At 42.0% G+C, this 23780-nt stretch carries 27 protein-coding genes and 1 pseudogene; 12 read left to right on the forward strand and 16 right to left on the reverse strand.

Annotated features, from left to right (window positions below; genetic code table 11):
* Nucleotides 1-14 precede the first annotated feature (14 nt).
* The gene (locus LC586_RS03290) at nt 15-1517 is read right to left on the reverse strand and encodes an MBOAT family O-acyltransferase (protein WP_229482990.1); all 1503 of its coding nucleotides are present in this window, start codon (nt 1515-1517) and stop codon (nt 15-17) included.
* Nucleotides 1518-1739: 222 nt separating this feature from the next.
* Between LC586_RS03290 and msrA the strand changes: the two genes are divergently transcribed.
* Nucleotides 1740-2408 carry a peptide-methionine (S)-S-oxide reductase MsrA gene (gene msrA, locus LC586_RS03295; protein ID WP_229482991.1) on the forward strand — a complete coding sequence of 223 codons (669 nt, stop codon included), beginning with the start codon at nt 1740-1742 and terminating at the stop codon, nt 2406-2408.
* A 261-nt stretch (nt 2409-2669) separates the two neighbouring features.
* On the opposite strand, the pseudogene LC586_RS03300 reads toward msrA, so the two are convergent.
* Nucleotides 2670-3332: pseudogene (locus tag LC586_RS03300) on the reverse strand (serine/threonine protein kinase); the annotation flags it as partial.
* Between the two features lie 167 nt (nt 3333-3499).
* Here LC586_RS03300 and LC586_RS03305 point away from each other — a divergent pair.
* Nucleotides 3500-3763 carry a helix-turn-helix domain-containing transcriptional regulator gene (locus LC586_RS03305; protein WP_229482994.1) on the forward strand — a complete coding sequence of 88 codons (264 nt, stop codon included), beginning with the start codon at nt 3500-3502 and terminating at the stop codon, nt 3761-3763.
* Here the strand turns inward: LC586_RS03305 and rfbB are convergent.
* The 5 genes from rfbB to pedR form a co-directional block, all read right to left on the reverse strand.
* Entirely contained in the window at nt 3690-4751 is a 1062-nt protein-coding gene (gene rfbB / locus LC586_RS03310; protein WP_229482996.1) for a dTDP-glucose 4,6-dehydratase, read from the reverse strand. The genes LC586_RS03305 and rfbB overlap by 74 nt on opposite strands.
* Before the next feature lie 52 nt (nt 4752-4803).
* Nucleotides 4804-5799 (reverse strand): glycosyltransferase, encoded by a 996-nt coding sequence (locus LC586_RS03315; protein WP_229482997.1) that lies wholly within the window; start codon nt 5797-5799, stop codon nt 4804-4806.
* Nucleotides 5800-5986: 187 nt separating this feature from the next.
* Nucleotides 5987-6694 carry a DUF6391 domain-containing protein gene (locus LC586_RS03320; protein WP_229482999.1) on the reverse strand — a complete coding sequence of 236 codons (708 nt, stop codon included), beginning with the start codon at nt 6692-6694 and terminating at the stop codon, nt 5987-5989.
* Entirely contained in the window at nt 6694-6843 is a 150-nt protein-coding gene (locus tag LC586_RS03325; protein ID WP_229483001.1) for a hypothetical protein, read from the reverse strand. The genes LC586_RS03320 and LC586_RS03325 overlap by 1 nt, the downstream gene beginning before the upstream one ends.
* Nucleotides 6844-7070: 227 nt before the next feature.
* Nucleotides 7071-7334, reverse strand: a complete 264-nt coding sequence (pedR, locus tag LC586_RS03330; protein WP_069073632.1) for a photosynthetic electron transport-dependent transcriptional regulator PedR — start codon at nt 7332-7334, stop codon at nt 7071-7073.
* A gap of 364 nt (nt 7335-7698) precedes the next feature.
* Here pedR and LC586_RS03335 point away from each other — a divergent pair, with 364 nt between their 5' ends.
* Complete coding sequence (locus LC586_RS03335; RefSeq protein WP_229483003.1) at nt 7699-8676, forward strand: carbohydrate kinase family protein; 978 nt, start codon at nt 7699-7701, stop codon at nt 8674-8676.
* Here LC586_RS03335 and LC586_RS03340 read toward each other — a convergent pair.
* The gene (locus tag LC586_RS03340; RefSeq protein ID WP_229483005.1) at nt 8673-9437 is read right to left on the reverse strand and encodes an HIRAN domain-containing protein; all 765 of its coding nucleotides are present in this window, start codon (nt 9435-9437) and stop codon (nt 8673-8675) included. The two genes, LC586_RS03335 and LC586_RS03340, sit on opposite strands and share 4 nt — an antisense overlap.
* Nucleotides 9438-9808: 371 nt before the next feature.
* Between LC586_RS03340 and LC586_RS03345 the strand changes: the two genes are divergently transcribed.
* Entirely contained in the window at nt 9809-10243 is a 435-nt protein-coding gene (locus LC586_RS03345) for a hypothetical protein (protein ID WP_229483006.1), read from the forward strand.
* Nucleotides 10244-10262: 19 nt separating this feature from the next.
* On the opposite strand, the gene LC586_RS03350 is transcribed toward LC586_RS03345, so the two are convergent.
* Both LC586_RS03350 and LC586_RS03355 read right to left on the reverse strand, forming a co-directional pair.
* Complete coding sequence (locus LC586_RS03350) at nt 10263-10418, reverse strand: hypothetical protein (protein WP_229483008.1); 156 nt, start codon at nt 10416-10418, stop codon at nt 10263-10265.
* A 192-nt stretch (nt 10419-10610) separates the two neighbouring features.
* Entirely contained in the window at nt 10611-11288 is a 678-nt protein-coding gene (locus tag LC586_RS03355; RefSeq protein WP_229483011.1) for a polysaccharide deacetylase family protein, read from the reverse strand.
* Between the two features lie 330 nt (nt 11289-11618).
* On the opposite strand from LC586_RS03355, the gene LC586_RS03360 reads away from it, so the two are divergent.
* From LC586_RS03360 to LC586_RS03375, 4 genes are all read left to right on the forward strand, one after another.
* Nucleotides 11619-12614, forward strand: a complete 996-nt coding sequence (locus LC586_RS03360; protein ID WP_229483013.1) for an RnfABCDGE type electron transport complex subunit D — start codon at nt 11619-11621, stop codon at nt 12612-12614.
* A 60-nt stretch (nt 12615-12674) separates the two neighbouring features.
* A complete protein-coding gene (locus LC586_RS03365) occupies nt 12675-14063 on the forward strand; it encodes a DUF2330 domain-containing protein (protein ID WP_229483015.1) in 1389 nt (462 codons plus the stop codon).
* Nucleotides 14060-14191, forward strand: a complete 132-nt coding sequence (locus tag LC586_RS03370; RefSeq protein ID WP_229483017.1) for a histidine kinase — start codon at nt 14060-14062, stop codon at nt 14189-14191. The genes LC586_RS03365 and LC586_RS03370 overlap by 4 nt, the downstream gene beginning before the upstream one ends.
* A gap of 74 nt (nt 14192-14265) precedes the next feature.
* Nucleotides 14266-14916: a sigma-70 family RNA polymerase sigma factor gene (locus LC586_RS03375; protein ID WP_229483019.1), complete on the forward strand. Its 651-nt coding sequence runs from the start codon at nt 14266-14268 to the stop codon at nt 14914-14916.
* Between the two features lie 114 nt (nt 14917-15030).
* Here LC586_RS03375 and LC586_RS03380 read toward each other — a convergent pair whose 3' ends face one another.
* Nucleotides 15031-15969 (reverse strand): alpha/beta fold hydrolase, encoded by a 939-nt coding sequence (locus LC586_RS03380; RefSeq protein ID WP_229483021.1) that lies wholly within the window; start codon nt 15967-15969, stop codon nt 15031-15033.
* Nucleotides 15970-16142: 173 nt separating this feature from the next.
* On the opposite strand from LC586_RS03380, the gene LC586_RS03385 reads away from it, so the two are divergent.
* Both LC586_RS03385 and LC586_RS03390 read left to right on the forward strand, forming a co-directional pair.
* Entirely contained in the window at nt 16143-17027 is an 885-nt protein-coding gene (locus LC586_RS03385) for a shikimate dehydrogenase (protein WP_229483023.1), read from the forward strand.
* A gap of 143 nt (nt 17028-17170) precedes the next feature.
* Entirely contained in the window at nt 17171-18373 is a 1203-nt protein-coding gene (locus tag LC586_RS03390; RefSeq protein ID WP_229483025.1) for an alpha/beta hydrolase, read from the forward strand.
* A 36-nt stretch (nt 18374-18409) separates the two neighbouring features.
* Here LC586_RS03390 and LC586_RS03395 read toward each other — a convergent pair whose 3' ends face one another.
* The 3 genes from LC586_RS03395 to LC586_RS03405 all read right to left on the reverse strand — a co-directional run bounded on the left by LC586_RS03395 (nt 18410) and on the right by LC586_RS03405 (nt 20284).
* Nucleotides 18410-18979, reverse strand: coding sequence for a Uma2 family endonuclease (locus LC586_RS03395; protein WP_229483027.1), 570 nt, complete (start codon nt 18977-18979; stop codon nt 18410-18412).
* Nucleotides 18980-19180: 201 nt separating this feature from the next.
* A complete protein-coding gene (locus LC586_RS03400) occupies nt 19181-19618 on the reverse strand; it encodes a hypothetical protein (protein ID WP_229483029.1) in 438 nt (145 codons plus the stop codon).
* A 54-nt stretch (nt 19619-19672) separates the two neighbouring features.
* Entirely contained in the window at nt 19673-20284 is a 612-nt protein-coding gene (locus LC586_RS03405; protein ID WP_229483031.1) for a hypothetical protein, read from the reverse strand.
* A gap of 134 nt (nt 20285-20418) precedes the next feature.
* Between LC586_RS03405 and LC586_RS03410 the strand changes: the two genes are divergently transcribed.
* Together LC586_RS03410 and LC586_RS42520 are read left to right on the forward strand one after the other, a co-directional pair.
* On the forward strand, nt 20419-20850 hold the full coding sequence (locus LC586_RS03410) for a biotin carboxylase (RefSeq protein WP_229483033.1): 432 nt from the start codon (nt 20419-20421) through the stop codon (nt 20848-20850).
* Between the two features lie 143 nt (nt 20851-20993).
* Nucleotides 20994-21122, forward strand: coding sequence for a hypothetical protein (locus LC586_RS42520; protein ID WP_438822871.1), 129 nt, complete (start codon nt 20994-20996; stop codon nt 21120-21122).
* 65 nt (nt 21123-21187) lie between these two features.
* Here the strand turns inward: LC586_RS42520 and ccmS are convergent, their stop codons facing one another.
* Both ccmS and LC586_RS03420 read right to left on the reverse strand, forming a co-directional pair.
* A complete protein-coding gene (gene ccmS, locus LC586_RS03415; protein WP_229483034.1) occupies nt 21188-21616 on the reverse strand; it encodes a beta-carboxysome assembly chaperone CcmS in 429 nt (142 codons plus the stop codon).
* A gap of 41 nt (nt 21617-21657) precedes the next feature.
* Nucleotides 21658-23466: an ABC transporter ATP-binding protein gene (locus LC586_RS03420; RefSeq protein WP_229483035.1), complete on the reverse strand. Its 1809-nt coding sequence runs from the start codon at nt 23464-23466 to the stop codon at nt 21658-21660.
* Between the last annotated feature and the right edge of the window lie 314 nt (nt 23467-23780).

Raw genomic sequence — 23780 nt, forward strand, 5'->3', positions numbered from 1 at the left:
AGCTTTGATTCTCCCTAGAACTGAAAATACAAAAACTCACTAACTTTGGTAAGGTGCAACAGCGCGATTACAGTTAAAACTGAAATGACTAAGGCATAGGTTTGATTCGGTTGCCACTGTAATCTAGGCCAGAAAAGGCTATTAGATGAAAGTTTTTTGACTTTTTCATAATTGAATACTGGATCATACTTGCCCATCCATTCCTGAACATTAGGCGTCAAGCAGACGATCGCAAGTAAAATAGAAATATCAATGATTGCTTTTTTTAATCCTGATTCAATAATTTGAGTACTGAATAATAAGCCATTTAATCCGATCATGCCCTTGACAATTATGAATGCCGTAGCCATGTTTTCTGCTCTGAAGAATACCCATCCGAAGACAACCGCGAGAAATGTTATAAACCAACTTAGTTTTAGACTTAGCCAGTTATCTGTTTTCAAATCATACTTTTTTTGTAAACCATTCCATTCATGATTAATACTTAGATAAGCTCCATGCAATCCACCCCAAAAGACAAATTGCCAACCTTCACCGTGCCAAATTCCTCCCAGCAGCATGGTTATCATTAAATTCAAACTTCGTCTAATCTCACCTTTGCGATTACCACCTAGAGGAATGTATAAGTAATCTCGAAGAAAGTTAGAAAGAGTGATGTGCCACCTACGCCAGAAGTCGCTAATGCTGGAAGCTTTATAAGGTGAGAAAAAGTTGACTGGTAACTTAATCCCGAACATCCTAGCTATCCCAATCGCCATGTCGGAATAACCAGAAAAATCAAAGTACAGCTGCAACGTGTAGGCTAATGCACCAACCCAAGATTCTAAAAATGTGGGGAAGATACCAGCAGCAGCAGTATTAAATACTGGGCTTGCATAAGCAGCAATGTTATCTGCAAAAACAACTTTCTTAAATAATCCCAAACTAAAAATGGTAATACCTACTGCCATATTTTCCAAGTTAAACCTACACACACTTTTGTCAGCGAATTGTGGCATTATCTCTGAGTGGTGAACAATAGGGCCAGAAATTAGTTTAGGAAAAAAGGTAATAAATAGGCAGTAGTCTAGAAATTTAATGTCTTTGGCTTCGCCACAGTAAGAATCAACCAAGTAGGTAATTTGCTGGAAAGTAAAGAAGGATATCCCTAATGGCAAGATAATATTTTGTAAATTAAAGTTTATACCTAATATATCGGCTGCACTTGAAACAAAAAAATTAGCGTACTTGAAGCAACCAAGGATGATTAAATTAGCTGTTATTCCTAAAATAAGCAGTGTCTTTTTTCTGACTGGTGAGTTTAATTGGTTGAGTGTATAACCTATAAAAAAATTTAAGCCAATTGAAACTAGAAGCAATAGTAAGTATCTTGGGTTCCACCAACCATAGAAAAATAAAGAAGCAGTCACTAACCAGGTGATTGCTAAATGGTGATAACCATATTTACCAAGAAAGAAAAATATGAAAAGAGTAATTGGCAAAAACAGAAATATAAACTCTAGGCTGTTAAATAACATACATGATTTTTTTGTGGCCGAAGAAAATAATACGATTACATGTATTACCAGCACACAAACTATTTATATATGTTTACTATAGTTAACAAAAGTTTATGAAAAAGCCACCAACCAACAGTTAACTGAGAATGGCTGCGCTGAGAATTCCGAGAAAACCCCAAGCGATCGCTAGAATCTTTACAATAGTAAATAAGGTAAAGATATATATCAGAGTCAAAATCAATGGCACTATTCGGATTTGGCAAAAAGGCAGTTATGCCCACACCTGAGGAAGCTTTGTCAGGAAGGGCACAATCTATGTCAGTACCCGCAGCTCATTATGTCAACAAGAATCCCTTAAAACCTCCTTATCCCGATGGATTAGAGAAGGTAATTTTTGGCTTGGGCTGTTTTTGGGGTGCAGAACGTAAATTCTGGCAACTTAAAGGAGTTTACACCACCGCAGTGGGTTACGCTGCTGGGTTCACACCCAACCCCACTTATGAAGAGGTATGTAGTGGGCGAACTGGTCACAATGAAGTGGTGTTGGTTGTGTTTGATCCCAAAGTAATTAGTTATTCCGAACTGCTCAAAGTCTTCTGGGAAAGTCACAATCCTACCCAAGGGATGCGCCAAGGTAATGATGCTGGCACTCAATACCGTTCGGGAATTTATGTATATTCTGAAAGTCAAAAGCAGCTAGCAGAAGCATCGCGGGAAGCTTATCAGGAAGCCCTCAACGGTGCAGGTTATGGCAAGATTACTACAGAAATCTTGGATGCGCCGGAATTCTACTACGCAGAAGCCTACCATCAGCAATACCTGGCTAAAAATCCTAATGGGTATTGTGGTTTAGGAGGGACAAACGTATCTTGTCTCGTGGGTGTAGTTGAATCGCAAGTTAGTAGTTAGAAATAGAGTTGGTGGGGTAGTCAACTTAACGTGAGTTCGACGAACCTCTCCCTGTCTTGAACTTTAGTTCAAGTCTGTCCCTCTCCGAGTCGGAGAGGGACAAATTTTGTATATTTAAGAATATTTGTAGGTTGGGTTGAGGCAATGCGAAACCCAACAAACCCCGTAAAAAGTTGGGTTTCGTTCCTCAACCCAACCTACACATTTTTATTTTTTGGGCTTAACCGAACCGTATTGCATTTATTTACCCAAAAGACTGCCTTACAGTGCCGATTTCAATAAATTGATCGCTATAGATTTGAGCAAATCGAACGCTCGAACCCATAACATAATACTAATCGGCCCTCCAATTAGAATACCAGCGATCGCCCAACCTCTTTGATGCGCTTTGAATTGTTCAATACTGTTCCACCGTCTACTTTTCCAAGCCCATTCATTGCCTTTTGCACCGAATGCGATCGCCAGAAACCACGAAAGCATTGGTATAAAAAAGAACACTCCACACCACACTTGATTTGGCCACATCCACAACCAAGGCATGAGAAATGCGACCCAATTCCAACCGAGAATTTCCTCTGGGACTGTCTCATTGTGATTATTTATCCCACATCCAGAATTGTTGATTATTTCTTTTAGCGGCAAAAGCTGATTTTTGTTTGCGGATTTGATAGCCAAACGAGATTTGAGAACATTCAGCGCTTCGCGGGCATTAGTAAATCGTTGTTCTGGAGCAGGTTCTATCAACTTTTGTAGCCAACTGATAAAACTGGGACTCAAGTTAACTCGGTCTGCAAATTGCAGCCGCAAATCCTGCTGGGGTAAATGAGAGGGGGAAGTTCCTGTTAACAAATGAATCAGAGTCGCACCCAGTGCATAGAGGTCTGAAGCCGCAACCGCTCGACCACCAAATTGTTCCATTGTTGCCGAGTTGGCGTTGGATTTGATAACGGTCTTGTAATATCTGTTCTGCTTGCAGCATCTGACACCTGCTGGCAATTTACGTTGATCTGATTCCCTTATATTCAAGGATAGTCATTATCTACAGAAATTGTGGGAGCCAGATAATTTTTTGAAAAGAGAGTACCTAAGCCGTGAGAAAATTTAGAACACTCGATGAATTTGAAGAAGAATACTTCCGTAAGCACCCGGAAGAAATCGACGATTATTTGACTGAGATATTTCAGGAATATGCACAAGACAACGATTCCGGCACGTTGTTGGCATCCTTGCGAGTGGTTGCTTGTGTACGGGAAATTAACGAGATAGCCATTTTAGATCATTTTACAGATAATTTTTGCGATAGTAAGCTTGATATTCCGCAGACAGCAGAGGTTCCCACCAATCACGATGATTGAGATACCATTCAACTGTTAAACGTAAACCCTCAGCAATGGTTACTGAAGGCGTCCAACCAAGCTGAGTTTTAATCTTGTTCGCATTAATTGCATATCTCCTATCATGTCCAGGTCTATCCTTGACAAAAGTAATCAAATGCTTTGTTGGACGCACTGGTAAATCAGGTGCTAATTCATCTATCATCTGACACAAAAGTTGCACCAGGTTGAGATTTTCCACCTCATTGTTACCACCAATATTGTATGTTTCGCCTGGTTGACTATGATTGATTACCATATCCAAAGCACGACAATGATCGCCCACATAAAGCCAATCGCGCACATTTTTACCATCACCATAAACAGGTAATGGTTTACCTATTAAAGTGTTGATGCACATCAGAGGAATTAGCTTTTCGGGGAACTGATAAGGGCCGTAGTTATTAGAGCAATTTGTGATAATGGTCGGGAGGTTGTAAGTATGGTAATAAGCACGCACTAAGTGATCACTACCGGCTTTCGAGGCTGAATAGGGACTATTGGGAGCGTAAGGTGTAGTTTCACAAAAAGCTGCATCATCTGCGCTCAAACTACCGTAGACTTCATCAGTAGAAACGTGCAGGAAACGATAATCAGAGGACTGTGCTTTTGCCTCCCAATGTTGCCGAAAAGCTTCTAGCAGGGTGAAAGTTCCTACCACATTAGTTTGCACAAAAGCAGCCGGCCCAAGAATTGAACGATCAACATGAGATTCAGCAGCAAAATGGGCGATGGTATCTATATTTTCCGTTGATAATAAATCGTCTATGATGGTGCGATCGCAAATATCCCCCTGCACAAACCGAAAATTCTCTCTTCCCTCAACCAGCGCCAAATTCAGACGATTTCCCGCGTAGGTAAGCGCATCCAACACCAGCACCCGGTCATCTGGATAAACCTGACACCAGTGATGGACAAAATTTGCCCCAATAAACCCCGCACCCCCAGTAACTAATAACCGCCGACTCATTCAATTTCCTCTCTTCTCTCTGTGATCTGTGCGCCTCTGCGGTTCTTTTCTATTACTTAAAATATTTCTTCCTCAGCTTCCCATATATCCTCTGTGCCAATAATTTTGCCATACGTATTCTCGTCAAACTCTTAATATTAGATGGCTGCTGTACTTTGTGATCAAAAAACTCATTTAACTCATCCAGAATAACTTGGAAACGCTTAATAATATTTTCAGTTCGATATTCAGCCAAAAACTCCTCAGACAAACTAAAAGTTACTGAAGAACCAATCACCTTCAGAATACGTTGGACATCATATTCTTGAGAATATCCAGCAATTTTATAGCAATTAAATCCAGGATCTAAGTAATCTGCCAGTCCACCGTTGACACTAGAAAATACTTGACAACCACAGGCAAGAGCTTCCATTGGTTGTAGACCAAATCCTTCACTAACACGCTGTTGTGCCCAGTACTCAGCCGAATCATACAGGTAAACCTTAGCTCGGTTGAATAGTCCAGGTAAATCCTCTATGTATGAATCAACAACCAATACTTTACACTGTTTTTGTAACGCTGGAATCAATTCTTTCATTAAATACTCAGAAGACTTCCGAACCTGAACTAAAACATCAATATCCCGTTCCAGACCTAAATTTTGAAACTCATCAGAAATTTGATTTGGCAAATAATAAATCAGAGAATTAGGTGATTTTTCTCCCCAATATCCCATTGTATAGCGGCTAACAGTGATGATCGGAATACTTGCAGGTAGCCTAAATGGATAACCTGCACTATGTGCATGGTAAACAACATTGTATTGCTTAAGTTTAGCCACGAGTTGAGCTACATCAAATCCCCAACTGATGACAAAAATTACGTCATTTAAATTTTTTTCTTTTAGCAAATCATCAATAAAAAGCTTACCTTTTTCCCGTTGACGGTAAGTTACAACATCAGCACTACAGAACTGCTGAACCAGATTAAGTGCTTTTAATTCAGCCCAAAGACCACCACAGGCAAATTTGCCATCTGTACCGGGGAGTAAGAAGTAAAGTTTTCTCATAATTTTTTTAGGGGAGTACCGCAAGGCGGAAGTCAAAAGTTAACACTGAGCGAAGTCGAAGTGTCAAAAGTCACCCATGCTTGAATTTTGGGCTTTCTGGCTGTAATGAAATGGTAGGTTTATTTCCGCCGACCTGTACTAGATGGAGAAAACTACGGAGAAAATTTTTTTGTCTTCCTCATCCCCCTCATCCGTACTCTTGCCAGCCCACTTTAACAAAATATGCCTGACGCCCCCAAACGTCGCGTGTATGAGTAATATTGTCAATTGTTAGGTTAAAAGGAATGGCAGTTGTTAAGTAACGCTGTGCCATATAACCTAAATCAGGTGCGAGTTCCGCGGCTGTCGTCGCTGCTAACCCCAAACCGATAAGTTGCTCGATTGGTCGAAATGGTAGTAAAAGATGCACACCGACAGCTAGTCCAGCTGTTAAGAGCATTGCTACTGATAAATTTGTGCCGCAACGGGGATGTACAGCCAAATCCCATTCTCCACTGGTGAGGCGATGTCGAGCAAGTATAACCGCACGCCGCAAATCACTAATATTCACCTCACCATAGAGGTAGAATCCCTGCTCAGTAGACAAACCGCCTAATAGTTCGTTATCTAGTTGAACGTTAGCAGGTTCACCTTTGGCAGGATAGGCACTTTTTGATTCGCTAAGAACCCAAACAGTAGCGTGTTCTAAGGCGTGAACCTGCCGTATCATCAGAATTTCTTTCAACCCTGGAATAAAGGATAGCTGTCTGAGTAAGTCGGCATCTTGTGTGGGTTGCACAAAGTCTGAAAATCGGTCTTCAAGACTCGGAATTTTCTCAGATACAGGTGTCGTAAAATCAAAGTTAAAAAATTCAAAGGGAGACGAGCCACTTTGAAAAGAAGCAGAAGTATTCATTAAAACACTGCTCTCCAAGCCGATGGAGCAACATAGATTTCTTTCAAATGTAACGCTTGCACCACTGAATTGTTGCTAATTTTTGTGGATGATTTTTGAGTTTGGGCATGGGGCATGGGGCATTGGGCATTGTAGATTGCTCTCCCCATTCCTACATCTGTTCTGCTTAATAAGAAATTCTGATCTTTTATAGTTTCCGAGTCCGAGGGTCAGCTGGCTCCACTAACATAAACTCCGGCTGAGTGAAGGACTCGGAACTTTTGGTAGAGTGTTCACACTGAAAACTTAGGCGTGAAGAGGGAAATAATCAGTAAACCTTAAGATTGGTTTGCGATTATACCAAACCAGAGCAATTACGTTGCTACTAATAAATCGTTTATTCGATCTGGTTAGGCAGAGTACAGCAATTGACATCATTCAAACAGACTTTGCCCCACTGTAAAGCCCAGCGGACAAGAGCTACTCGATTTTCTGTCTCGGTCTTGGTAAGAATATTACTGATATGGTTATCAACTGTACGCTTGCTAATCTCCAGTTTTCCTGCAATCTCTTGGTTAGTTAAGCCAGCGGCTACTAAGTCGATAATTTGCAGTTCTCTGTCTGACAGACTAACGGGGGTCTCAGACTTGCCACCAGCCATGACTATTTCTATCCTCCCTTGGTATATGTACTTAATCACTCTTTCTAATTCTAGAAGATTCTTTTGTTGGGAGAGGTTTCAAGTATTAGCAGTAATCCGATTGTCAATATTTTCTTTGGATTTTAATTTGGCAAAAACATAAACCATGAAATCAAATAAACTTTATATTATACAATAAGCTTTATAAATATTTAGTGTAAGTACTTAGGTTTATTGGATGATATTCAGAAGCATATAGATGTTATGGAGTAATAAAAATTGCTATTTAATTCTATGAAGGGCTGGCGACAGATTAGCGAAAATTGTTGTAGATTTTATACTGTAAATTACTAATCCAAAATCGAAATCTAAAATCTAAAATAAAATGAGCAATCCCCGTGTTTTGTGTCTCGGTGAAGTTTTGTTTGATTGTTTAGCCGATCAATTGGGGCTAAAGCTGGAAGAAGTAAAATCCTGGACTCCCTATCCAGGAGGGGCACCAGCTAACGTAGCCTGTGCTTTAGTCAAGCTGGGGACGTCAGCAGGATTTATCGGAGCCGTTGGTGAAGATGAACCAGGGAATGCACTGGTTAAGCTATTACAAGATGTAGGTGTAGAGACGACGGGGGTACAACGCCATCCTACAGCACCAACGCGGCAAGTTTATGTTACACGGGATTTAGCAGGCGATCGCACCTTCGCCGGATTTGGTCAGTATGACACCGCAGAATTTGCCGATACTCGCCTGCAAGCTAAACAATTGCCAAATTCGCTGTTTCAAGAGGCAGATTTTCTGGTTTTGGGTACTTTGGAATTAGCCTATCCTGAAAGTGAAGAGGCAATTCACCGCGCTCTAGAGTTAGCAGAACATTACGACCTAAAGATTGTGCTAGATGTCAACTGGCGTCCAGTTTTTTGGGAAGAGCCAAACATCGCTCATCAAAAAATTCCAGAATTATTTAAGCGAGTCGATTTCCTCAAACTCTCTAAAGAAGAAGCCCAATGGCTATTTGAAACCGCAGATCCCGGAGCCATCACTTACCGTCTAGCTTCAATTGAAGGAGTGCTAGTAACAGATGGGGAAAACGGTTGCACCTATTGTCTGGGTGAGAACGAAGGCAAATTACCTTCATTTTCTATCCCCGTAGTTGATACAACTGGTGCAGGGGATAGCTTTTTGGCAGGATTCATCCACCAATTGAGTCACCACGGCATCCACAGCTTGCGGGATGCAGAAACAGCAAAACGTATTGTCACATACGCCAGTGCTGTTGGGGCACTGACTACCATTAAACCAGGTGCGATCGCTTCTCAACCTACTGCTGCTGAAGTCGAAGCTTTTCTCGCCGCAAATCAACTTTAGGAACTAGCATAAGCCATTGGGATATCAGTCACCAAAGGCTGATACTCCCGACTAGAAAATGGACGAAAATCCTCATGCCATTCTGCGGTCATATTGCACAATAAACGTAGTTGGAGTGGTGTGGGTACTGGATTAACCCGCTCAACTTTTACTTTTAGAAGTTCTGAATTTTTGTTCTTGAGTTTAAAAACATCATCCACAATATACCGAGGACAATAACCTACGATGTGATGATCCTCGGTGCATAAGAGCAATGCACGGGGGTCATGGGGATTTTGAAATTCGTTAGCTAAATATAAGAGTTCACCCGTTTGTAATTGATTAATCCGTTCAGTTGCACAAACAGGAATGTGTCGCAGTCCATGTGTAAAAAAATGGATATGGTATAAACCATTCTCATCTGGTTCTGGACAGGGGAAAACTTCAAAATAATCTGTTACCTTGCGTCCACCGCTCCGAGAAAGAACGCTAATTGGATCGTCTTCTCCTTCTGGAATATTTAGCGATTCAATATAATCTTTGTAGTCAGGGCGAGAGCGTCGCATTAATCGATTAGAAAACAAGGGGAATAGTTCAACTGATGCGTATTCTTTGTTCAAGTCTGGGAAGGAATATAATAGCTGAAAATTATGTTCAGTTTGAGCTTTAACAGCACCTTGCGTATATACAAACTGATATTTTTTCCCGTCAAATGTTAGGCGACCAATGGGAAGCCAAGCGCGACTTTTAGGATCTTGCCAAGCTAAAAAAAGTGTTTTCATAGTAGGGTGTCCAGCAGCTTACTTTGATTTAACTCCAATATCTTTTGTGCAAATTAAATTGCTGTTTGCGATATGCGATCTGATGGAATACGCTTAATGTTAAGCAATATTTCGCCAACCGGATCCGAATCGTTGTAATACCCCTTAGAGAATTTAGTTGTTACTAACACGCCTGCATTTATTAACTTAATTATACGTTTACAAAAATTTAGGTGTAAGCTGCACTTTTACGTATATACTTAGTAACAAGATTATAGAGTCATCAAACAATAGTTTCATATTTTGATGTCAAAAAACTTCTCCTAATTTTCTTTTAGCACAGAATATTAATGCTTTGGAGATGTCTAGTGTAACAAAAGGATTTAAGGCTAATGAAGACAAAACAGTTTATTGCATCTACTTTAACTTTGTTTACTACAACAGCATTATGTTTTCCACTAGTACAGTCTACTGTAGCTCAAGCTCAGACAAGTAGTACTGCTGTTGTTGTTGGTATCACAAAAATTGCTGCTGGTTCTACAACACCGGGTGCTACAAATTGGCAACCTTACGTAGGCTCTATCTCTATAAACGGAATTTATGTTGATGTAGATACTAGTGGAGCAAATTTTACCTCTACTCCAAAATACGTTACATCTATAGGTGGTGATGGTTATCACTGGGCGACTACTGGAGGGTCAGCAATTTATTCTCCAACACCAACAGGTTTTCGTGTTTATGTTCGCTTCTCGGATAATGGCACTTTAAGTCCTGCCTTTGCTAACCAAAATAGATTCCACATTAACTGGATAGGTATTGGACAATAGTTTTTCAACTTTCTCGACCTTAGTCAAAGCCTGTAGTCCTCACAGAATTCGGTATTTCTATAATCGTTCTGATATTTTCCACAAATACTTGAGGCGGCTCGGAAACATCTACAGACATAGCATTAGCTGGCTCCTCAAGAGTTGAAAACTGGCTATTGAGGAGTTTTCTGGTCATAAACTGAATTGTGGCGCTCTTGCAGCTGCTTTTGAATGACTTCAAAAGAGCCTTTGAGGTAAACTAGCTTGATGCGTTCGCCCTTGGCGTTGGCGGAGCCATCGCTATCCAATAATCAAAATTGGCGATCGCTAACTTTGAGTACTAAACACTCCAGCACCACATTTTTATTTAACTTGACAGGCTAATACTTTAGTTGGTTCTAGCTTGCTGCCACAGAGTATCAACAGTCACAAACTCATAACCTTGTTGTAGCAGTTGCGGAATGAGGATTTGAATTGTGGCAGCAACATCTTGTCCACCGCAAGCACCATCATGTAAAACAATCAGCGAACCATTTTTGACTTGCTGCATAACTCGCTCTACCACAGTGGTAACGCCTGGTCGCACCCAGTCTTCTGGTACAACACTCCACATTACCGTCCGGTAATTCCACTGAAAGAACAATTTTAAAGTAGCAGGTGTAAATAAACCATTGGGGGGGCGGACATCTCGCACTTGTTGAGGTTGCAGGTTGCAGGCATTGTAGATGGCAGCTTGGGTTTTTTCTAAACTGTCCTTCAGGTGATTTGGAGAAAGCATGGCAAAAGAGCGATGATCGTAGCCATGCAATCCGATCCAGTGTCCGCGATCGCTAACAGCTTTGGCAATGGCTGGTGAACGGTTGACGCAAACACCCAACCAAAAAAAACTCGCTGTAATCTTGTAACGGTCTAACACTGCTAAGACTTCGGGTGTGTATTGAGGATGGGGCCCATCATCAAAAGTCAGGGCGATCGCTTTAGCATTGGGATTTCCAGCCCAAAGGCAGTTGGGAAAACTTGGCTGGAGAATGCGGTAGAAAATTGGGAACAGGGAAGCTAGCTGCATAAAGTTTTTTCTTTTTTGCATAATCTTGCATAAATACACTGATTACTTAATTTGAAACTGTTAAACGAGGGAACCATAGCTTAACTCGCTTATATCTGGAACTTACCTACTGTACAAATAGAGAGTTCCAGATACAAGCCTTCCTTATAGGTTCAAACATCACAGCGATCGCTTTGGCATGGCAATCACCACTCCAAAACCAGTTGTGAAAGGTCGGCTGGAGAATGTCAATGCTCTATTTTGTAAAAAATCTGTTAGAGCAATACTTTTTGACCTACCACTCGTCTAAATTGATGATAAATCTACCAATAAACACTGCATGAAAAGTTAATGCTGTTCAAAGATATACGAGATTATCAAATTTCATTTCTGGGCTTGTTCCTAGTCGTGGGAATCAGTACACGAGATTGGACGTTGCGACCAGACTTGATTGGGGTATTGATCGCTACTTGTTTAGTAACCCAATCGGTATTGTCATTTGTCATTAGTCATTGGTCATTGGCAAACAACATAGACGCCCCAGCGGCTTCCCGCAGGGTAGGACAAATGACTAATAACAAAGGACAAATTACGAATCTTCGCAGTGCTTTAATTACCTCACTGGGACTGAGCCTACTTTTGCGGGCTGATCACTGGACGACAATGGTAATAGCGGCAGCAAGTGCGATCGCTAGTAAATTTCTCTTTAAATTTGGTGAGAAGCATTTCTTCAACCCTGGTAATTTTGGCATCATTTCCGCCTTAGTTCTCACCTCCGATGCTTGGGTTTCGCCGGGACAGTGGGGTGAAGAGTGGTGGTATGCGCTGTTATTTGTCGGGACTGGGGGCATGACTTTGCAGCGCATTGGTCGCTGGGACACCACAGCCGCTTTTTTGGGTAGCTATTCCTTACTAGAAGCAATTCGCAATCTCTGGCTGGGTTGGACTTGGGATGTTTACTGGCATCGGTTGATGAGCGGCTCGTTGTTGTTGTTCGCCCTATTTATGATTACAGATCCGCGATCGATTCCCAATTCTCGAATTGGGCGGGTAGTTTGGGCAGCTTGCATCGCTGGATTAACTTTCATCCTGCGGAATTATTTCTTTATTCCCACCGCAGTTTTCTGGGCACTGTTCATCCTTGCCCCGTTGAGCATTTTGCTAGATATTCTCTGGTTAGCCCCACGATTTTCTTGGCAAATGGGAGATGAGGGAGATGAGGGAGCAGGGGGAAAACTTTTACTTAGCACTCCTAACTCTTGTACAGACGCGATTAATCGCGTCTCTACTCCTCTTGTACAGACCCGATTAATCGCGTCTCTACTCCTCTTGTACAGACGCGATTAATCGCGTCTCTACTCCCAACTCCTAACTCCTAAATCAGCACTTAATATAGAGGTATAAAAAATGAAGATTTTTCGACTTTTAACGCCATTACTGTTGACAATTGTAGCTGTATTTTGCTTTGCACCCGCAGCTTGGGCATTTTGTGGATTTTATGTAGCTAAAGCTGATACAAAGCTGTATAACAAAGCTTCTCAGGTGGTGATCGCACGGAATGGCGATCGCACCGTCCTGACAATGGCAAACGACTTTCAAGGCGAAGTCAAAGATTTTGCGATCGTAGTACCAGTGCCAACGGTGCTGCAAAAAGAACAAGTTCGCGTTGCCCTACCCCAGATTATCGAGCGTCTAGATGCTTTTAGTGCGCCGCGATTGGTGGAATATTTTGACCCAGATCCTTGTGCCCCACTACCACTATTTTTAAGAAACTTCACTATAAATTCAGCACTAGCACAAGAAGATAGTTTCGCACCTCAGATAAGCGATCGCAGTTTAGGCGTGACGGTGGAAGCGAGTTTCAACGTGGGCGAATACGACATCGTGATCCTCAGTGCGAAAGAATCTGGGGGACTAGAAACTTGGCTGACACAAAATGGCTACAAAATCCCTCAAGGGGCAAAACAGTTACTTCAGCCCTATATCCGTTCCTCAATGAAATTCTTTGTTGCCAAAGTCAACTTGGATAAATTTGAGGAATCAGGCTACCAGTTTCTCCGTCCGCTACAAATTTCCTATCAATCACCCAAATTCATGCTGCCAATTCGTTTAGGCATGATCAATGCCACGACAGAGCAGGATTTAATTGTCTATATCCTCTCGCCCCAAGGAGAAGCACAACTCACTAACTATCGGACGGTGAAAATCCCCTCCAACGTCAATCTTCCCGTGTTTATCAAAAATGAATTTGGTGAATTCTACAAATCCCTGTTCCAAACCGCTTACACCAAAGAAGGCAAGAGAGTCGGTTTTTTGGAATACAGTTGGGATATGGGTAGTTGCGATCCTTGTGCTGCCGATCCCCTGACTCCAGAGGAACTCAAGGAAGCAGGCGTATTTTGGCTAAATGATAATTCTCTAAGTAAGCAAACTAAGGTTAAACAAATTCGCAGGTTTGCTCCTCCCGTTTTGAACACTAACGTCTTCATCTCCCGTTTGCATGTCCGCTACACCCGCGACACATTCCCTGAAGACTTGATTTTCCTGCAAACTGCCAACCGGGAATTATTCCAAGGGCGTTATATTTTGCAATATCCATTTGAAGGGGAACTTCAGTGTGAGGCAGGTAAAGAATACAAACGGTCTTTGCCCAAGCGTTTTGAACAAGAAGCGCAGACTCTAGCTAGGTTAACCAACGGAAATATCCAAGATATTCGCAACAAAATGAAGCTGAGTGTCGGAGATCTCACATACACCTGGTTGGAAAATGTCCAGTCCTGGTTTGGATTAGATTGAGGGAATGGGAAGAAAGAGGCAGGGGGCAGGGGGAGAATAAAAATTACCTCTTTACCCTCTGCGTCTTAACAATGCCCAATGCCCAATGCCCCATGCCCAATGCCCCATGCCCAATGCCCAATGAATAAATCTTGACGAAAATTTTTTAGAGTATTGTTATACGCAATACTAAGATATTCTTGCCTTCTTCGCCAAGATTCTCATGGTTCAATTCGATGAACACCTACGCCGCTTAGTTAGCGAAGCCTGTGAACACCCATCTGGAAGTCCTCAGCGTCAGAAGCTGCTCACGCAAATTATTCGCTTGAGTGCAAGTAGACTCTGGAGAGAAAGTACTCCTTACTATCAAGATGCACTACAACAAACTTGGTTGTATTTCTGCCGCAATGTTTGTGAAGGTTTGACAGGTCAGATATATAATCCCACTTATGGCAGTGTCATCACCTGGCTGAATGCTTACCTAAAACGGAGACTACAAGACTTTTATATTAACCAAAACCGGGAACAAGCCACAACAGTCCATCTTCGGGTTCGTCAGTCTACATCGGGTGGAATAAGAGAAACCATTGATCCTGTAGATAACCTGCCAGCTACCCCCCAACCACCTCCCATTTTGGAAGACTTGGAGATATGGGCTAAGACAGATTCTGAAGGAGAACTGTGCGGTACTTACATTAAAGGGCGTCCAGATGTGAATTGTCAGATGTTAATTCTTAAACGCCTACCCCCGGAAGTTAGCTGGAAAGAATTATCTGAGGAATTTGGGCTGTCAATTCCGACATTAAGCAGTTTTTATCAGCGCCAGTGTTTACCACGTTTGCGTAAATTCGCCGAATTAGAAGGATTGTTATAAAAATACGTTGTTTCAGGCTTTTCTTAATTCTCGTGCGATGCCTACGGCGGTAAACTACGCAAATAGACCATGCTGTAGGGGCACAGCAATGCTGTGCCCTTACCAAAGATGTGGTCACTTAGTAATAGACAAAACCCAATCACCTAAAAGTTGGTTTACTCTATCGGGTATTTCATCATGGGGACAATGACCGGCTCTTAAGAAATGTTCTCTAAGTTCAGGATAATATTGACGAAATTTTTGGGAACGTTCTCTAGCATTCATCCAAGGGTCAGCTTCTCCCCACAACATCAACAATGGACAAGTTAATTGCTTTAGTAGCACATCAACTTTTTCCCCTTGAGGGGTGCTAAAGACTGACACAAATACTTCCATTGCACCAGGATCGTAAGCAGGGCGAGAAATTTCTTCTACTAATTGATCTGTAATGGCACTTTTGTCAAGATAAACTTTTTCTAGAGTTTGGCGAATTACCCAACCTTGTCGCACGTATTGAAATAACAAAGACTGGGCTAAAGGTTGTTGAAAAATCCACTTAGTGCCGTCACCAAGAAGTTTCTGTAAAGTAGCGGGTTGTTTGGGAGGTTGAATTTCTGATTGTAAAGCTTCAGGCTCAGATGTCGGCTGGCTGTCGCTAAAAGGCCCTGCACTATTGAGCAAAACTAAACCAGCCGCACTGTCGGGACGTTGCGCTGCAACACATAAGCTAGCGTAGCCACCAAGGGAATTACCTGCTAATACTGCTTTTTGACCAATTACTTCACTAATAAAATCATGGAGTTGGTCACGCCACAAGTCGGCGCTATACTGCAATTTCGGTTTTGCCGATCGCCCGAATCCTAAAAGGTCGATCGCAAATACTTCAAAATCTTGACACAATCCTGTGATATTCTTGCGCCAGTGGTCTGTGGAAGCACCAAATCCATGTACCAAAAGCAAGGGCGGACGTTGCGCTTGCTTCTCGGACGCACGCACATAGTAAACGTTGTGCCCGCGCCACTGCCAATATTTACCAGGAATTGGAGTTGTAGAAGGGGCTGTAGTTGCCTGCATGATTCAAAGAATTGTTAAGTAGCTTTAATAATTGTAGGCTAGATGGGGAGTGGGGAGTGGGGAGTGGGGAGTGGGGGGAGCAGGGGGAGATGAGGGAGCAGGGGAGGCAGGGGGAGAATGACTAATGACTAATGACTAATGACTAATGACTAATGACTAATGACTAATAACTAATGACTAAAGAAAGATTAATGACAGGCAAAACTAAGCTATTAGGGGTAATTGGACATCCAGTGGAACATTCGCTGTCGCCAGCGATGCATAATGCTGCGATCGCTCATTTAGGATTAGATTACGTTTATCTTCCCTTTCCTATAGCACCACATAATTTAGAAATAGCGATCGCAGGTTTTGCGGCTATTGATGTTGTCGGTTTTAGTGTGACAATACCTCATAAACAGGCAATCATGCCTCTGCTTTCAGAAATTACCCCTCTTGCTCAAGCTATAGGCGCAGTGAATACTGTTAGTCGCCAAAATAATCAATGGGTGGGGACAAACACAGATATAGAAGGATTTATCGCTCCTTTGCAGACAACGTATCAGCAAGATTGGAGTCAGAAGGTAGTAGTAATTTTAGGCAATGGTGGCGCAGCTAGAGCAGTTGTAGCAGGTTGTCACCAACTAGGTTTTGCGAAAATTCATGTTGTTGGGCGTAATGTGCAGAGATTACAAGAATTTGCCAATAGTTGGAATAATTCACCCATAAGTGAAAATCTACAAGTTCATCAATGGGAGGAATTGCCAAAGTTAATTCCCCAAGCTAATCTGCTGGTAAACACAACCCCCATAGGTATGTATCCCAAGGTTAATGAGTCGCCTTTGAGTGTAGAGGAAATAGCAAATTTACCAAAGGGTGCGATCGCTTACGATTTAATATATATTCCGAAACCGACGCAATTTCTAGAGCAGGCAGAAAAACAAGGCGCAATTGCGATCAATGGTTTAGAAATGCTAGTTCAACAAGGGGTAGCAGCATTAAAAATTTGGTTACAGCAGGAAACTGTACCTGTAGAAGTGATGCGCCAAACATTGCAAAATCATTTAGGTTTAGGTTGATCAAATCCGAAGAACCCCACCCCGCCAAAGCTGTGCTTTGTCTCCCCTCCCCGCAGGCTCTTAGGGGTTGGGGGTGGGGTTCTTTGGGTTTAATAAGCAATCAAGCGGATATGATATGAATCGTTATTACCGCTATTTGATCTATGTTCTCCAAACCCAAAATACTTTTATCATGGCTTGCATTATTACTCTGTTTTGCAAGCCTATTTCTTAGTTCTTGGATTATTCTTCCGGCTCCAAATATGTTTTTACTCACCCTAGCAGTAGGAGCGCCAGAAGTAAGTCCTTGGTTATTGTTATTAAATTTGCTCTCTTTATCACTTGCTTTTTTCTACATCCGTCGCCGGAAATTACAACGTTTCGCTTGTATTTTCAGCTTAATAGGATTGCTAATTTGTGCATGGGTGCTAGTGAATATCCCACTAACTCAAGTGCAGATGACTAAAGCGATGAAGCAAGGACTCGGAGCAAATTATCTAGAGCAAATTCCAGTCCAAGTAAGAGCTAAGATGCAAACCCATCCCTTTGATTTAGTTAATTCCTTTCGGGGTATTGCACTAGCTAAAACGCGTCATCAAAAAGATATTCTCTTTGCTTCTCCTGCGGGAGTGGCTTTAAAAATGGAAGTTTACCAACCCTCAGAGGTAGGGAAATATCCAGCAGTGGTAGTAATTTATGGTGGAGCTTGGCAATATGGCAACCCTCATGCAAACTCCGAGTTTAATCAATATATCGCTCATCAGGGATATACAGTATTTGCGATCGCTTATCGACACGCACCTAAATATCGATTTCCCGCTCAGTTAGATGATGTGCGTACAGCCCTAAATTTTATTCGCAAACATGCAGCTGAATATGAAGCCGATCCAGAACGTATGGTACTTATAGGACGTTCTGCGGGAGCGCACCTAGCAATGCTAGCGGCTTATCAACCAGATGCACCGCCTATTCGTGGTGTGGTGAGCTATTACGGGCCTGTTAATTTAACGGAGGGATACAAAACACCACCAAATCCCGATCCTATTAACACCCGCGCTGTTTTAAAAGCATTTCTCGGTGGTTCTTTAGAAGAATTGCCTAATCAGTATAAAATTGCTTCACCGATAAATTATCTGACGCACCCTTTACCACCAACTTTATTAATTTACGGCAGTCGTGACCATTTGGTGGAAGCGCGATTTGGCAGACAAATGTATGAACGTTTACATAAGTCTGGTAATACTGCGGTTTTTCTAGAAATTCCTTGGGCAGAACACGCTTTTGATGCCGTTTTCAATGGTGTGAGCAATCAATTAGCGTTATATTATACCGAGAGATTTTTGGCTTGGGCGTTGTTTAAGCAATAAGACTTGTCGAAGTTCATCAAACGTTTTAATCACATCTCATCCTTGCAAAACTTTAGCAGCAGTTAACTGAAGATTAGCAAAAATTGAAGAGACAATCGCACTTTCTCCCTGATAAACTCGCTCATCATAAAATCCCTCTACCCATTCCAAAACCGTCACCTTCTGGGCGATAGGATCAACAATCCAATACTCAGCAATTCCCCGCGCCGCATACTCGGAACGCTTATAACGATAATCCCGATTTTCCTGATTCGGACTCACCACCTCAACCACCAACAACGGTGGCGGCATATCCATCAAAATTATAGATCGCGTAGCTCCTTGCATTACCTTGGCTAACTCCTCAGAATACACCACCAAATCAGGCAAACGTACCCCTACCTGTCGGCTATGCACAGCTACCTCTGCCTTCATCCGCAACTGATAAGATGGAATTCCCAATTGCAAGAAACAAGTAACTAAAAACATCGCTATCCGTTGATTAATATCACTTTCTGAAGGCATGGGTATTAGTTCTCCATTTTCTAATTCATATAAAGTATCCGTCCCATCGTCATAAGAAAGGAATTCTTCAAAGGTCATCTTTTTAGCGGCTGCAACTGTCATTGCTTTTTCTCCCATAGTTAGCTTGTATTGATTATTTTAACAATGCCTCTAATTTCTCCATCCCCTGCTGAATCTCCGCGTCGGGAGCAATGCTCTAACAGTGAGATGGGGAAGCAGGGGGAGAGGAAAAATTAAGTGTATTTACGGTTATTTTATTAGTAAAACATACTAAATTTTCTCTTTGCTCCCCCTGCTCCGCCTTTAGTGGCTTGACGAGAAGTGGAACCTCTTAGAATACGTTCGGCTGGAAACGAGGTAACATAAACCTTTGGGCTTTACAAGCGTGCCATTCGGCTCATTAATGGAGTTCAAAGGCTCATTAATGGAGTTCAAAGACTCATTAATGGAGTTCAAAGGCTCATTAACGGAGTTCAAAGACTCATTAATGGAGTTCAAAGGCTCATTAATGGAGTTCAAAGACTCATTAATGGAGTTCAAAGACTCATTAATGGAGTTCAAAGACTCATTAATGGAGTTCAAAGACTCATTAACGAGTATCAAAGCCTCATTAATGGAGTTCAAAGACTCATTCACGAGTATCAAAGCCTCATTAATGGAGTTCAAAGACTCATTAACGAGTATCAAAGACTCATTAACGAGTATCAAAGCCTCATTAATGGAGTTCAAAGACTCATTCACGAGTATCAAAGCCTCAATGAGATTTACTCAGCACTCCTAACTTCTCACTCCTCACTATTTCTGCGGCCAGCGCCAGTTATAGCGATTCCATTCGTAGATGCCTTGAATTTCATACTCAGCGCCGTTGAAGAAGCGGACGACGCAGTTAGTAGAGGTATCATCACCGTTGCTAATTTCCTCGACCTTAATTACCATACAGGGAAACCATTCGCGCTGACAAGGCCCATCTTCTTGCACCCATTCCCATAGTGCATTGGAAACTTCAATGCGATCGCCTATTCTTAGCTTTAGTGCATCCTCAAAATAAGAATACTTATCAAAATGATATGACTCAACACGATTCAGCCACTGTAAACCATAGCGTTGCCGGATAAATTGTACTGTTCCAGAGTCATTTTCTAATAGCCAGTCGTTGAGTAATTGCACTTTCCAAGTGCGGTTGCGTTGTTCTTCATCCTTAACAAATTGTAAAAATGCTTCTAACTCCTCTGGGGTAAGTTCGTCTAAGGGATTAGCAATAGCTGATGCTCTAGAGGTAGAATTTCCCTGAATTTGCTCCACGACTTGCAGTAATATCTCTTTCTGCGTGTCAGTGAGAGGACAGCTTGCCGCATCACAATCATTAAAGGCTGCGAGCATAGATGCTTCAATCTCATCTGGAGTCATAATTTAATAGCAATTGAGGGTTATTTCCCTAATTATTACAAAGGTTAAATTAAAGTCTTCAATCCCTTGTAGTGAAATTCAGGTAAGCTGAGATTATAAGTTACATATTGTTAGATTAAGTCACGGAGTCTTTTATGCGCTTGCGCTCACTCACGGTCGTTTTTATTTCGTGTCTCATCACCTTTCTATCGTGGGTGAGCATTCCCCTTGCTGTAGCATTGACACAGATTAGATTATTTGATGTTTCCTATAAAGATTGTCCACCAGAACTAGCACAAGGCGCTGTTATCAGTAGTGGTAGCGCGGCTGCCAATTGTTTTCTTGTCATTGGCAAGGCAGAAAATGGCACTTATAAAACAGTCTACGACGCAGATATTTTTGGACGCATCTATGATGCCAACAATGACTCGGTAATGCAAAACCGCACTCGCTTAGGTTCTATTGCTGAGGTTCCACCAGGCATTAGCGATTTTGAATTGAGAATTTCTGTACCTGCGAATCAGCCTACTCCGTTGAAGCTGAAGCAGTTTAAAGCAGCCGGATTTAGCGGCCAAGTGCGTAAGTAATACCAATTTTGGAGTTGAGATTTTAAAGCCAGTGCATTGGTATTAAATAATTCGTAATTCGTAATTCGTAATTCGTAATTAAGTTTTGCAATAGCGAAGCGTGGGAGCAACCCATCACTTTTCAGGAAGAACTGCTAGTCATAATTCTAAAAGACTATCTAAGTAAACAGTTCTACAAAAGCAATTCATATCGCTACGAGGCTGTATTTAACATTATCTGGCATTGTGCCGAAAATCTAACTTACCCAGATTTCCACAAAGCAATGGACTAAACAACAAGCGCAAAGTTCTTATCTTCCTTTGCGTTCCTCTGCGCTTCCCTTAGCGTTCCTCTGCGTTAAAAAACAATCTCCTCCCTCATCCTCTCTTCCAGCACATCCAATAACCCATCCACATCCTTCCCAACTTCCTCAAAACAAATCGGTGGTGGTGGTTCCGGTGCAAACTGAATTAACTTAATTTCCCCCTTCCCAATCCCAATCATCACAACTTCCACTTCCGGCTTATGATTCTCAACAATTCCCAAAATTTCCTGAAGCCGATTCTCAACTTGAATATTTAACTTCTCTATCTGCTCTTTCGGACAATAAACAAAATGCGGCGTTGGTTGCAAATCAATACCAATAGTACCTTGACTGTCACCATTTGCTAACCACAATCCCCAAAAAAGCGCCGCCAATTCTTGCTGATTTGCTTTGACAAACTTATCCAACTGGCGACGCCACTTGTTATCACCTGATTCTGGTTGACTATTACCAAAAAACATAAATAATTCGTAATTCGTAATTTACAAAGAATGAGTGAAACTCACCTCAAGCCTGATTGTACACGCCAGAGGCTGGAATAAATCCCATCTTTCTCCAACAGTTGCTCATGGGTTCCTGACTCTACTAATTTCCCATGTTCCATGACATAAATGCAATCGGCATTGCGGATGGTGGAAAGACGATGAGCGATCGCAATTGTAGTTCTATCTACTGTAATCCGTTCGAGCGATCGCTGGATTGCCGCTTCTGTCTCATTATCCACTGCTGAGGTCGCTTCATCTAAAATCAGAATGGGCGGATTCTTCAAGACTGCACGAGCGATCGCAATCCGTTGTCTTTGTCCACCAGATAACTTTTGTCCTCTTTCCCCCACAATTGTCTCATAACCTTGGGGCAGATCAATAATAAATTCGTGCGCCTCCGCTATCTTCGCCGCCGTGATAATTTCTTGCTCTGTATTCTCAAAGCTACCATAAGCAATATTCTCCGCTACAGTGCCATGAAATAGAAAGACATCTTGACTCACCAAACCAATGCAACGGCGTAAATCTTGCAAATTCAAACTTTGCAAATCAATGCCATCGAGAGTAATGCTTCCCGTTTGCACTTCGTATAACCGCAACAAAAGTTTGACTAAAGTGCTTTTACCAGAACCCGTTGAACCGACAATTGCAATAGTTTTCCCCGCCGGAATATCCAAAGACAGATTTTTAATTACTGGAAATCTATCTTTATAGGCAAAATAAACATTTTTAAATTGGACTTCACCGCGCACTTCATCCACAGGTAAGGCCACATCACCTGTATGAATAGCGATAGGAGTATCCAACAAATTCATGACTCGATTAGTAGAAGCCATTGCTCGTTGATATTGGTCAAAAGTTTCGCCTAATCTAGTTAAAGGCCATAGTAATCGCTGGATTAAAAATACTAATACGCTGTAAGTACCTACAGACATTTCTCCAGAAACTGCTGCCATCCCGCCATATAACAGTAATGCTGTGAAACCTACCAAAATTAGCATCCGAATTAACGGGACAAAAGCAGCAGAAAGAGTAATTGCTTTAAAGTTACTCCGGCGATAAGCTTCACTATCTAATTCCAGACGAGAGGCTTCATAAGCTTCGGCGGTGAAACTTTTAATAGTAGTAATTCCGCTAATATTGTTTGACAAACGCGAATTCAGGAAACCTACCTTTTCTCGGACTTCGGCGTAGCGAGGTGCAAGTAGTCGTTGATAAGCAAAGGAACCCCAGAGGATAAATGGCATCGGTGACAAAGCCATCCACGCTACACTTGGAGCCAAAATAAAGAAAGCAGCGCCAATAATTAGAACAGTTGCGGAAACTTGGATAATATCATTCGCTCCTCCATCCAAAAACCGCTCTAATTGGTTAATATCATCACTGAGGATAGACATTAAACCGCCAGTGCTGCGTTCTTCAAAATAAGCCAATTCCAACTCTTGCAAATGTTTGTATGCATCCAAACGCAAGTCATGCTGAATATTTTGAGCCAAATTACGCCAAAGTCGAGCGTAGGCGTACTCAAAAACAGATTCTAGTATCCAAATGATCACAGTCAGGAAGGAAATAATCAAAAATTGTTGAAAGACATCGCGTACCCCTAACTGGGCAATTATGGAATCCTGCTGCTTGACTACCACATCCACCGCGACGCCAATTAAGCCGGGTGGTGCTAAGTCGAAAAATTTATTGAGGGTAGAATAAGTAGTCGCCAGCCAAATTTGTTTACGATACTGGTGTCCATACTCAAGCAAGCGCTGGAGAGGATGCGTTGAATGTTTACGCCTTCTTGATGCCCGATGAGATTTTAATACAGTAGCCACGGCTTTTTGCGGTTTCGTGCAACTGATATTACCACGGAAAAAAGTTCTGAGTCTTGAGTCTGAAGATGGGCGAACGCAATTGTAATTCTATCTACTGTAATTTGTTCGAGCGATCGCTTCCTGTAATATTAGGCTGAATCACTTTAATAAGTGGTTACGCAAAATTATTTATGTCATTGCGTTCGCTCTTAGCGTTCCCGTTGGCGCAGCCTAAGAAGAGAAGGGTACGAAGTGAAGCAATCCAAAGCCGCAAGCGAATTGCAACTCTAAGAGACGCTCCGCGAACGTTTCGCTTTGCTCCACTCGCAATGACA

Origin of the sequence: Nostoc favosum CHAB5714, assembly GCF_020829495.1 — a bacterium.
Classification (GTDB): Bacteria; Cyanobacteriota; Cyanobacteriia; order Cyanobacteriales; family Nostocaceae; genus Nostoc; species Nostoc favosum.

Coding starts and splice junctions, on each gene's coding strand:
- pedR (WP_069073632.1), bottom strand. CDS start 7,334: ATGGCTGGTGGCAAGTCTGAGACCCCCGTTAGTCTGTCAGACAGAGAA.
- LC586_RS03390 (WP_229483025.1), top strand. CDS start 17,171: ATGTTCTCCAAACCCAAAATACTTTTATCATGGCTTGCATTATTACTC.
- LC586_RS03410 (WP_229483033.1), top strand. CDS start 20,419: ATGCGCTTGCGCTCACTCACGGTCGTTTTTATTTCGTGTCTCATCACC.
- LC586_RS03380 (WP_229483021.1), bottom strand. CDS start 15,969: ATGCAGGCAACTACAGCCCCTTCTACAACTCCAATTCCTGGTAAATAT.
- LC586_RS03355 (WP_229483011.1), bottom strand. CDS start 11,288: ATGCAGCTAGCTTCCCTGTTCCCAATTTTCTACCGCATTCTCCAGCCA.
- LC586_RS03395 (WP_229483027.1), bottom strand. CDS start 18,979: ATGACAGTTGCAGCCGCTAAAAAGATGACCTTTGAAGAATTCCTTTCT.
- LC586_RS03385 (WP_229483023.1), top strand. CDS start 16,143: ATGACTAAAGAAAGATTAATGACAGGCAAAACTAAGCTATTAGGGGTA.
- LC586_RS03320 (WP_229482999.1), bottom strand. CDS start 6,694: ATGAATACTTCTGCTTCTTTTCAAAGTGGCTCGTCTCCCTTTGAATTT.
- LC586_RS03315 (WP_229482997.1), bottom strand. CDS start 5,799: ATGAGAAAACTTTACTTCTTACTCCCCGGTACAGATGGCAAATTTGCC.
- LC586_RS03360 (WP_229483013.1), top strand. CDS start 11,619: ATGCTGTTCAAAGATATACGAGATTATCAAATTTCATTTCTGGGCTTG.
- LC586_RS03335 (WP_229483003.1), top strand. CDS start 7,699: ATGAGCAATCCCCGTGTTTTGTGTCTCGGTGAAGTTTTGTTTGATTGT.
- LC586_RS03340 (WP_229483005.1), bottom strand. CDS start 9,437: ATGAAAACACTTTTTTTAGCTTGGCAAGATCCTAAAAGTCGCGCTTGG.
- LC586_RS03365 (WP_229483015.1), top strand. CDS start 12,675: ATGAAGATTTTTCGACTTTTAACGCCATTACTGTTGACAATTGTAGCT.
- LC586_RS03325 (WP_229483001.1), bottom strand. CDS start 6,843: ATGGGGAGAGCAATCTACAATGCCCAATGCCCCATGCCCCATGCCCAA.
- LC586_RS03375 (WP_229483019.1), top strand. CDS start 14,266: ATGGTTCAATTCGATGAACACCTACGCCGCTTAGTTAGCGAAGCCTGT.
- LC586_RS03405 (WP_229483031.1), bottom strand. CDS start 20,284: ATGACTCCAGATGAGATTGAAGCATCTATGCTCGCAGCCTTTAATGAT.
- LC586_RS03290 (WP_229482990.1), bottom strand. CDS start 1,517: ATGTTATTTAACAGCCTAGAGTTTATATTTCTGTTTTTGCCAATTACT.
- ccmS (WP_229483034.1), bottom strand. CDS start 21,616: ATGTTTTTTGGTAATAGTCAACCAGAATCAGGTGATAACAAGTGGCGT.
- msrA (WP_229482991.1), top strand. CDS start 1,740: ATGGCACTATTCGGATTTGGCAAAAAGGCAGTTATGCCCACACCTGAG.
- LC586_RS03345 (WP_229483006.1), top strand. CDS start 9,809: ATGAAGACAAAACAGTTTATTGCATCTACTTTAACTTTGTTTACTACA.
- rfbB (WP_229482996.1), bottom strand. CDS start 4,751: ATGAGTCGGCGGTTATTAGTTACTGGGGGTGCGGGGTTTATTGGGGCA.
- LC586_RS03350 (WP_229483008.1), bottom strand. CDS start 10,418: ATGACCAGAAAACTCCTCAATAGCCAGTTTTCAACTCTTGAGGAGCCA.